Source organism: Sphingopyxis sp. LK2115, assembly GCF_014595975.1.
Lineage (GTDB): Bacteria > Pseudomonadota > Alphaproteobacteria > Sphingomonadales > Sphingomonadaceae > Sphingopyxis.
Genome location: NZ_JABWGQ010000055.1, coordinates 1 through 6,916, shown reverse-complemented (window position 1 = coordinate 6,916; position 6,916 = coordinate 1). Strand labels below are relative to the sequence as shown.

Here is a 6,916-nt window from a genome sequence, read left to right as displayed (position 1 = left end):
ATGGCCCACGGCCACAGCCGAAATTACACCACCTTGACGGACGCGACCCGGACCTTTCGCTCGAAGGGTGTCCGCCGCGGGTCCGGAACTCTGCAGATGGCAGAATACGGCGTCGCCGCCCTGACCGTTGACAAATGTGTCGATCGACCGGTCCGTTGCCATTTCGAGGGAGATGCGATCGGTTTCTTGAACAAAGGACCGCGAGTGGGGTCGGGGCAAGTGCGGCCGCGCCGAATGAAGAAGATCTGGTCTTCGATGATCAGGCGCACCCTCGTCCAGGGAGATATGTAAGTGGCTGGCTACGCTTCTTGCAAAATTCCTCTCGTCCCCATCGTTTCCTTCGCTGAACATCGTGATCGCGTGAATTTCACGCCCAGCAGTGGCGGACCCCGCCGCGATTATCGACGAATCCAAGCCCCCTGAAAGATCGAGGGCGTAAAACCGTCCGCGCGGCATCTGCGCTCCGATGCAGCGAAGAATTTCCCGGCGAACAAGTTCCATGGCTTCATCTGGATCGGTGATCAGGACGTCGGGATTGGTGAACTTCCAAGGGTCCCAGTGAAAACTGGCCTCAAGCGCCCGTGGGGCTTCAAACTTGATCGATTCTCCACACCTGATCTCGGAAACTCCGGAGAGGCATGTGGATGACATGCTGAGATTATCCCAAATCAGATGTCTGGCGACTGATTCCCAGTTTATCGACGGCGGGCGCCTTGCCATTTCCAGCAATAGCCTTGTGTCCGAGGCAACAACGAGGACTCCGCCCTCGACTATGTAATAGGCATTGATGCTACAGAATGGGGATCGTTCGCAGGTGATCACGCCGTTGGGCAAACTGGCCAGGACGATATAGGAACCCCAATATTCATTGTTCAAATGGCCGCCTCGATACGCCGCCGTGACACGCGCCCCTTCGTCGATGTTCTTTCCAAATGCGCGCGACGGGACATGCCGGCAGAAGACGTCGCCAACGACGACGCCAGTGCCATCGGTGAGGTGGTTGATTTCCAACCCGCTGTCGGAATAGACGACAAGGCGTTCGTCACGATGGGTCACGCTCAGCCCCGACTGATGAGCTATTTCATCCAAATGTAGGTCGAGGGCGCATGGGACCTGGGTCGGCGAGCTGACGGCTAAGAATCTGCCGATCATCGCACTGCTCTGATAGGTTCGAAGGGGCCGACCATTTCGATCGTATCGTTGAGGATGAGGTCATCATCCTGAAGCCAGCAATGGGCTTCGAATGGATGAAGCCGAACACCGAAAACCAGTGTGCTCTCATACCCGTTTTGGGCCAAAAGATGCTGAAGGCCGATTGAACGGAGCAGGCAGCGATCCCTCCTGATCGCAAACCGTTCTACATATTCGAATGCTGATATCAGACCGCTGCGGTTTGACGCCGGAGGGCCTTCTGTCTGGGCGATCGTGTTATTGCGTTGCACCCACCACAGCAATTCATCGAATCCGCGCAGTGCAATGGTGAATCGTGCGCTGGCGAGAGATCTGAATGCCGATGCAATTTGCCGGCCGGATGGCGAACGCATATCGAATTCCGCGGAATGTTCACGAGCTGGGCGAGTAATTGCGCAGCAGGAACTACGGGCTCCTTCCGCATTGGAGTTCAACCAGTGGCGATCCTCAATCAGGCGCCGAAGGCTCGGTTGCAGTGAATCAACGTCTCCTCTTCCGAGGGCAGACGCAGCCTCCTTTTCCAAGCGTGAATATCGATTTGCGAGGACATCCAGAAAGACGACCTGACCATCGATTTCGCAGCTCGAAACCCACGAAGGAAGCATGAGTGACGCCTTGGCGGAAAAAGCCGGCCGGGAATTTATCCATTCCCGGCCGGCCATTGATCAGTCGACGACGATGCCGAGCGGCTGGCGCGGCTGCACACCGTCCGGCGCGATGTTTTCGTTCGACCCGTGGGTCTCTTCGGTGACGGTGCCGAGGTCGATCAGTTCAGCGTCGCGATAGTTCGGTTCCTTGTCCATGATAGTCTCCTTTCCCGCCGCACAAATGCGACACCGAAAGAATCCCAGTTTCAGAGGATATATCCAAACATATATGTTCTGAATCTGAAGCTATATATGGAAGGGGCGAACCCCGGTATCGGCATTCTTGAGGCCGCCCTAGGTAAGTCCACTCATGATTTCAGGAAGATTACGGATACGGCGTCGATGATATGCGACTACCGATCGCCTGATTGACTGCCTGTTTCCGCGTTCAATCTTCCCGAGCAAAGCATCGAATTCGCGGCGCAAACCGCTCAATTTACGCTCTTCGGCGCGCCGGATCCGACGCATTCGATCGTTGAGATTCCGGACCAAATGCATGAAAAAGACGTTCTGGGTCACCTGGGAGATCGAGTCGAAGAGTAGTTCAATCGGCGGCGGCGCGCCGAGCTCGTCCTGTTGATTAAAGTCATGGGAAACAAGGAGACTGCTCCGGCACGAGGCGGCTGTGAGCATTACATATTGGCTCAGAATATAGAGGTGGCGAGCCGCATTCTCGTCGAGCGACGGTATTTCAAATCCGCCAGTTACCGGCATGTCGAGTAAAGCTTCGCCGACGAGCCGCAACATCGCCTCGCGGACCGGAGTCGCGCTCATTCCATATCGATCAGCTAGTTGTCCGATATTGATTCGCCCAGACGCGATACGACCTTCAATGAGATCGAGTTTAAGGCTGGTGTAGGCTCTTTGGCTAAGCCCGTGATCTGCGCTCATCTTCATACACTCCGAGTTCGAGCGCCCGTGCGCCAGTCGCGGACATGACCGATGCTTAGTGGAGTCTCGGACTGAGCATTGTGGTCAATCCCGGCGTGGAATGGTCGCCACAGAGCCCCTCCACGGTTCGCGCGTCGGCGGCGATGCGACGAATCAGTCAGGAACGCGGGGCGGGTGTGATCGTCTTCGCGCGCGAAGATGCGGCGCGATGTCGCTGATGAGTCCAAGCATATTCCTGGAGCCCGTCACGTGTCCTGCGGTGATGTCGCCGTGTCCCAATGGCGAGGATTGCGACCATTGGATAGGCGATCTTACCTACGATCCACCAATAGGCGACGGGCAAGATCTCGGGATTGTATGCCGTGACGCCGTGTGCCGCGACCGCAACCAACTGAAAGGCTGCCAGCCAGATCGGCCAGAATCTGTCTGCCGCCCCGGCGATTGCCGAAAGCGCCAGCAGGAGCCCGAAATCGATAAGTAACATTTCCCATTCGACGTCGCGATAGGATGGATTGCTTAGTCCGGCCCAAAAAGTTCCCATCGTGGCGATGACCATGCAGATCGACGCAGTCCTTTCCGGGGCTCCGCCTCGCCACTGCGCATAGGCAGAGACGAGGAAGAGCAGGATCATGAATGCCACAATGACGATCACGAGCAGCGGCCCCCTTGGTCAGGCGGCCAATTCAAGGGGCGTCGCGCCGCGCGCGCTTGGGCGCTTGACGACATCCCCGAAAGCTTCAGGATCAATGCCCAGCTTTTGTGCCAGCACTTCAAGCTGTCGATGACCTTCGGCCATGTAACCGAGCGCTCCGGTAACCGAGAGCTGCGCGTTGGTCAGGGCCGACAATATCTGATGTCCGACCAGCGGCGAAAGATTTTGGTGCGTCTGCGCGTCGATTGCCGCAGTGGCGAGCCGCCCGCCTTCCGCGAAAATCTGCTGCAGCAGTTTTTCGTAGCCGAACAGCGATTCGGTCAGATGCTTGATGCGCTCTTCATCGTCGGACCTTCTATCCGAGAAGCCGGGAGAGGACGTCGAGTCCGACGGCGAGCATGCCGAAGCCGACTGCAAGCGCGATCGCAAGGAAGACGAGCCAGAAGTAACGGAGGTACGGGTCGAGGTCATTTGCAGATACTCCCATGGTTCGTAGAGGAAGCAACCTGACCCAGGAGGTGGGCGGTGGTTCCGCCTTCTCCGGTGGCTCATCGGCCTGGCCGGTGCCTACCCCCGTATTCTCCAACTGCATTTTGCGGGGGGTCATCGCGGCGTCTTCGAAGGCGTGGAAAAGTTCCGCTGCGTGCCGGCGATTGCGGGCGCGCAAAATGGCGACAGCCTCGCTGATGTAAGTGTCGACGGTGCCGACGCCCAGACCCAATTCGAGGGCGATTTCCTTGGAGGTCTTGAGCCGATAGACATGGCGGAGGCACTCGCGTTGGCGCGGGGCCAAGCGTTCGCAGAGAGCGATGCTCGGCTCTTTTACATCACTAGCAGACAAGTGCGCGCTGCTTGCCATCAATGGACGGCAAGTCCCTTACGCTATCTAAAACAGCACCTCTTTTTCTCGACCCGAGCATTGCTTTCCGACGGATTCTGCAAGCGGCTCCCCGTGCATTCCGTCAACAGAGCCGGTTCCCGACTCTCTCTGAATTTCAACTTAACACGGGAGTAGGCGGACCGGAATTTTCAGGCAACCCTTGGCAACGATTTGCTTTTCTTCACCGAGTATCTCGTATGGGTGCTCTGCGATAAGGTCCGGTTAGTGAAAATCATGGCTGCGGATACGGAGGATTTCATCTTGTTCGGGGGTCGTCCGAACGGCCGTGACGCCGATGTGCGCCCGCGCGGCGCCCATGTCGGATCGCGCGGATCGGGGCCGCCGCCATTCTTCGCCCCGTCACCGCGGCCCGGCGCGACCGTGAAATCCATCCGTGCGATCGACCGCAGCATTTCGTCGTGATCATTGATGCGGTCGCAGATGATATGCATCGCCGGCGGCAGGCGGTCGGCGGATTGCCGCTCGTGCTGCCGCGCAGGGACAGTCCGCGCCGATGAGGCAGCCCTCCGATGCGGTTACCTCGCATCCGAATCCTGCGCCGGAAACTAGAACGGATAATTGATCCCGCGACCATAGTCGTGATCAAAGGTCGGCTTGCTATCGGCGCCATAGCGCGGCGCCTGTTCGAGAACCTTCTTGTCGAGATCGACGACATAGCCGCCCTGTTCGGTGTCGTAAGTCAGGACGTCCCAGGGCAGCGGATAATAGTCGCTGCCAAGACCGAATAGACCGCCGAACTGGAGGACCGCATATTCGACGCGACCTTAGCGCTTGGTGACCATGAAATTGTAGATCGGTCCGAGCTTCTCGCGGTCGCGGTCGCGGTCGAGTCCCGCCTGGCGCTTCGCAATCGCCCAGCGCCTCTGCTTGCGCCGAGTTTCCTTAGGCTCCCCAGTCGACCACGCGAGCGATAGCGAACTCGGCATCGTCACGGGCTCTGCGTCGATGAAGTCAAAGCGGCCCTTTGCCGTGCTCTCACAGTTTCGGCCGATGAGATGGAGTCGTCTCGGCTGAAGGGACGCCGGCTCTGGCGCCGACGAGGCGCTAGATATCAGGCTCGGTTCCTGTGATCAGCCTCAGGCATTCCCGAACCGTGATAATCCGCGCCCCGCCGTGGCGCCCGAGACTCAACAAGTCGGCCTTATCGCCGGTGATCAAAAGTTCGGCCATCCCGGCCTCAATCGTCGCCAGAAGATAGTTGTCCCAGGGATCCGGGCTGACGGACACGTCGGGCAGATTCTCTATAACAATGGCGCTGCCCTTGAGTTCATTGACGAGTCTGCCGACAACGGCTGGATTCAAGCGAGCCCGCAGTTTGGGATAGCGCGTACCGCGCCGAATTTCCTCTAGCTGTTCAGCAGAGGTGATTAAGGTGATCTTGCCTTGGCACCACAAGGCAATCAGGTGAAAGGGAAGCGACCGCCCGTGCAAAAGGGCGCTGACAAGCACATTGGTGTCGATGACAACGCGCATTGATCAGTTCCGACGCGCATCCGCAATCGCTTCATCGATCAACTGGCTCATCTCTTCCGGCGAGACGTCATCGAAACCGGCGCGGGCCTCGGCGAGCGTAAGATCGAGCAGGCGCCATTTCACGGACTCTTCAATGAAGCGCGATAGGTCGCCCTTTTTCATTCCGCGCTGAGCTAGGTATGTGCGGACATCAATGTCGGTTTCGGGCGCGACATTGACGGTCCAGCGCGTCGCACCACCCATAATCAAAAACTCCTCATGGACGCCTATGCGGATAAGCGCTGACCATCTTTTACGCCAAGATTCGATTCCGACATATGCGCTGGATCGACTTTACCACAGGGGGGCTCGATTTTAGCCTACCCGATTTTCGAGCCTCTGCACGGAACACAATAGATCGCAGCATCCACCTCGGCGCCGGACGTTCCGGCTCTCCACGTCAAACTGACGCGAGGCGCAAACGGACGCATGGCGACGCGGATCGAACAAGATGATCCACCGTTCGATGTCGAAGCTCGACGACTTGGCCTTTGCCGTGAACTACTTGTCGAACGGCAGATCATTGCGCGGTACCTCAAGAAGCAAGACTGGAGCCATGCGGGCTGGATCATGCTACTGGAACTCTATGTCGCGGATACGGTCGGTAAAGGGCTGCCGGTTTCAAGCCTAGGATATGCGAGTGGCGTTTCGGTTCCGACGGCGACGCGGCAGACAACTGAGATGGAATCGCGGAAACTTGTGGCTCGCGAGCGCGATCCTCACGACGGGCGCCGAACGAACATCGCCCTGACCGCTCGCGGTCGAGCGACCCTGCGGTGCATTCTAGACGACTATGCGAAGTCCCGGGCGAATGTGCCGCTCCGATAGAATCTGATTGGCCGCCGCGTTCTCGATCGTCCAGAACACAATCTATCATACCTAAGCGAGGGACGGGGAATCCGGCCTCAAGTCCAAGGGAGGAGGAGGGAAGCTGACGTTGGTGTGAAGTTGCATATGGGAACAGGAGATGGCTGGATGCTCACCGGATCAGGGAAGGCAATATGTCCATTTCCGGAAACTCTTTCGATTCCTTCAATCGGCATCTTCTGATAGGCTGCCGACCGAGAAAACCGGTCGCGTCCGTCAAGGTGGTGTAATTTCGGCTGTGGCCGTGGGCCATCG

11 protein-coding genes and 1 pseudogene are annotated in these 6,916 nt (G+C 58.0%); 1 reads left to right on the top strand and 11 read right to left on the bottom strand.

Features of this window, described 5'->3' with window-relative positions; genetic code table 11:
- From HUW43_RS15975 to HUW43_RS12770, 11 genes and pseudogenes are all read right to left on the bottom strand, one after another.
- Positions 1–1,056 (bottom strand): asparagine synthase-related protein (locus HUW43_RS15975; protein WP_188237760.1); only part of this gene is annotated, 1,056 nt, incomplete at its 3' end.
- Between the two features lie 92 nt (positions 1,057–1,148).
- Positions 1,149–1,796: a lasso peptide biosynthesis B2 protein gene (locus HUW43_RS12810; RefSeq protein ID WP_188237759.1), complete on the bottom strand. Its 648-nt coding sequence runs from the start codon at positions 1,794–1,796 to the stop codon at positions 1,149–1,151.
- 60 nt (positions 1,797–1,856) lie between these two features.
- The gene (locus tag HUW43_RS12805; RefSeq protein WP_160328052.1) at positions 1,857–1,994 is read right to left on the bottom strand and encodes a hypothetical protein; all 138 of its coding nucleotides are present in this window, start codon (positions 1,992–1,994) and stop codon (positions 1,857–1,859) included.
- Between the two features lie 138 nt (positions 1,995–2,132).
- Positions 2,133–2,729: a GntR family transcriptional regulator gene (locus tag HUW43_RS12800; protein ID WP_160328053.1), complete on the bottom strand. Its 597-nt coding sequence runs from the start codon at positions 2,727–2,729 to the stop codon at positions 2,133–2,135.
- Positions 2,730–2,886: 157 nt separating this feature from the next.
- The gene (locus HUW43_RS12795; RefSeq protein WP_223181517.1) at positions 2,887–3,360 is read right to left on the bottom strand and encodes a hypothetical protein; all 474 of its coding nucleotides are present in this window, start codon (positions 3,358–3,360) and stop codon (positions 2,887–2,889) included.
- Positions 3,361–3,399: 39 nt separating this feature from the next.
- Positions 3,400–3,798 carry a hypothetical protein gene (locus HUW43_RS12790; RefSeq protein ID WP_058804234.1) on the bottom strand — a complete coding sequence of 133 codons (399 nt, stop codon included), beginning with the start codon at positions 3,796–3,798 and terminating at the stop codon, positions 3,400–3,402.
- Positions 3,737–4,240 (bottom strand): helix-turn-helix domain-containing protein, encoded by a 504-nt coding sequence (locus tag HUW43_RS12785; protein WP_058804235.1) that lies wholly within the window; start codon positions 4,238–4,240, stop codon positions 3,737–3,739. The genes HUW43_RS12790 and HUW43_RS12785 overlap by 62 nt, the downstream gene beginning before the upstream one ends.
- A gap of 170 nt (positions 4,241–4,410) precedes the next feature.
- Positions 4,411–4,713, bottom strand: coding sequence for a hypothetical protein (locus tag HUW43_RS15755; RefSeq protein ID WP_136173717.1), 303 nt, complete (start codon positions 4,711–4,713; stop codon positions 4,411–4,413).
- Positions 4,714–4,827: 114 nt separating this feature from the next.
- A pseudogene (locus HUW43_RS15750) lies at positions 4,828–5,208 on the bottom strand (PRC-barrel domain-containing protein).
- 118 nt (positions 5,209–5,326) lie between these two features.
- A complete protein-coding gene (locus HUW43_RS12775; protein ID WP_062900424.1) occupies positions 5,327–5,755 on the bottom strand; it encodes a putative toxin-antitoxin system toxin component, PIN family in 429 nt (142 codons plus the stop codon).
- A gap of 3 nt (positions 5,756–5,758) precedes the next feature.
- The gene (locus HUW43_RS12770) at positions 5,759–5,998 is read right to left on the bottom strand and encodes a ribbon-helix-helix domain-containing protein (RefSeq protein WP_058804239.1); all 240 of its coding nucleotides are present in this window, start codon (positions 5,996–5,998) and stop codon (positions 5,759–5,761) included.
- A gap of 225 nt (positions 5,999–6,223) precedes the next feature.
- Between HUW43_RS12770 and HUW43_RS12765 the strand changes: the two genes are divergently transcribed.
- Entirely contained in the window at positions 6,224–6,622 is a 399-nt protein-coding gene (locus tag HUW43_RS12765) for a MarR family winged helix-turn-helix transcriptional regulator (protein ID WP_082665249.1), read from the top strand.
- The last annotated feature ends 294 nt before the right edge of the window (positions 6,623–6,916 follow it).

Coding starts and splice junctions, on each gene's coding strand:
- HUW43_RS12810 (WP_188237759.1), bottom strand. CDS start 1,796: ATGCTTCCTTCGTGGGTTTCGAGCTGCGAAATCGATGGTCAGGTCGTC.
- HUW43_RS12805 (WP_160328052.1), bottom strand. CDS start 1,994: ATGGACAAGGAACCGAACTATCGCGACGCTGAACTGATCGACCTCGGC.
- HUW43_RS12800 (WP_160328053.1), bottom strand. CDS start 2,729: ATGAGCGCAGATCACGGGCTTAGCCAAAGAGCCTACACCAGCCTTAAA.
- HUW43_RS12795 (WP_223181517.1), bottom strand. CDS start 3,360: ATGATCCTGCTCTTCCTCGTCTCTGCCTATGCGCAGTGGCGAGGCGGA.
- HUW43_RS12785 (WP_058804235.1), bottom strand. CDS start 4,240: ATGGCAAGCAGCGCGCACTTGTCTGCTAGTGATGTAAAAGAGCCGAGC.
- HUW43_RS15755 (WP_136173717.1), bottom strand. CDS start 4,713: ATGCATATCATCTGCGACCGCATCAATGATCACGACGAAATGCTGCGG.
- HUW43_RS12775 (WP_062900424.1), bottom strand. CDS start 5,755: ATGCGCGTTGTCATCGACACCAATGTGCTTGTCAGCGCCCTTTTGCAC.
- HUW43_RS12770 (WP_058804239.1), bottom strand. CDS start 5,998: ATGGGTGGTGCGACGCGCTGGACCGTCAATGTCGCGCCCGAAACCGAC.
- HUW43_RS12765 (WP_082665249.1), top strand. CDS start 6,224: ATGGCGACGCGGATCGAACAAGATGATCCACCGTTCGATGTCGAAGCT.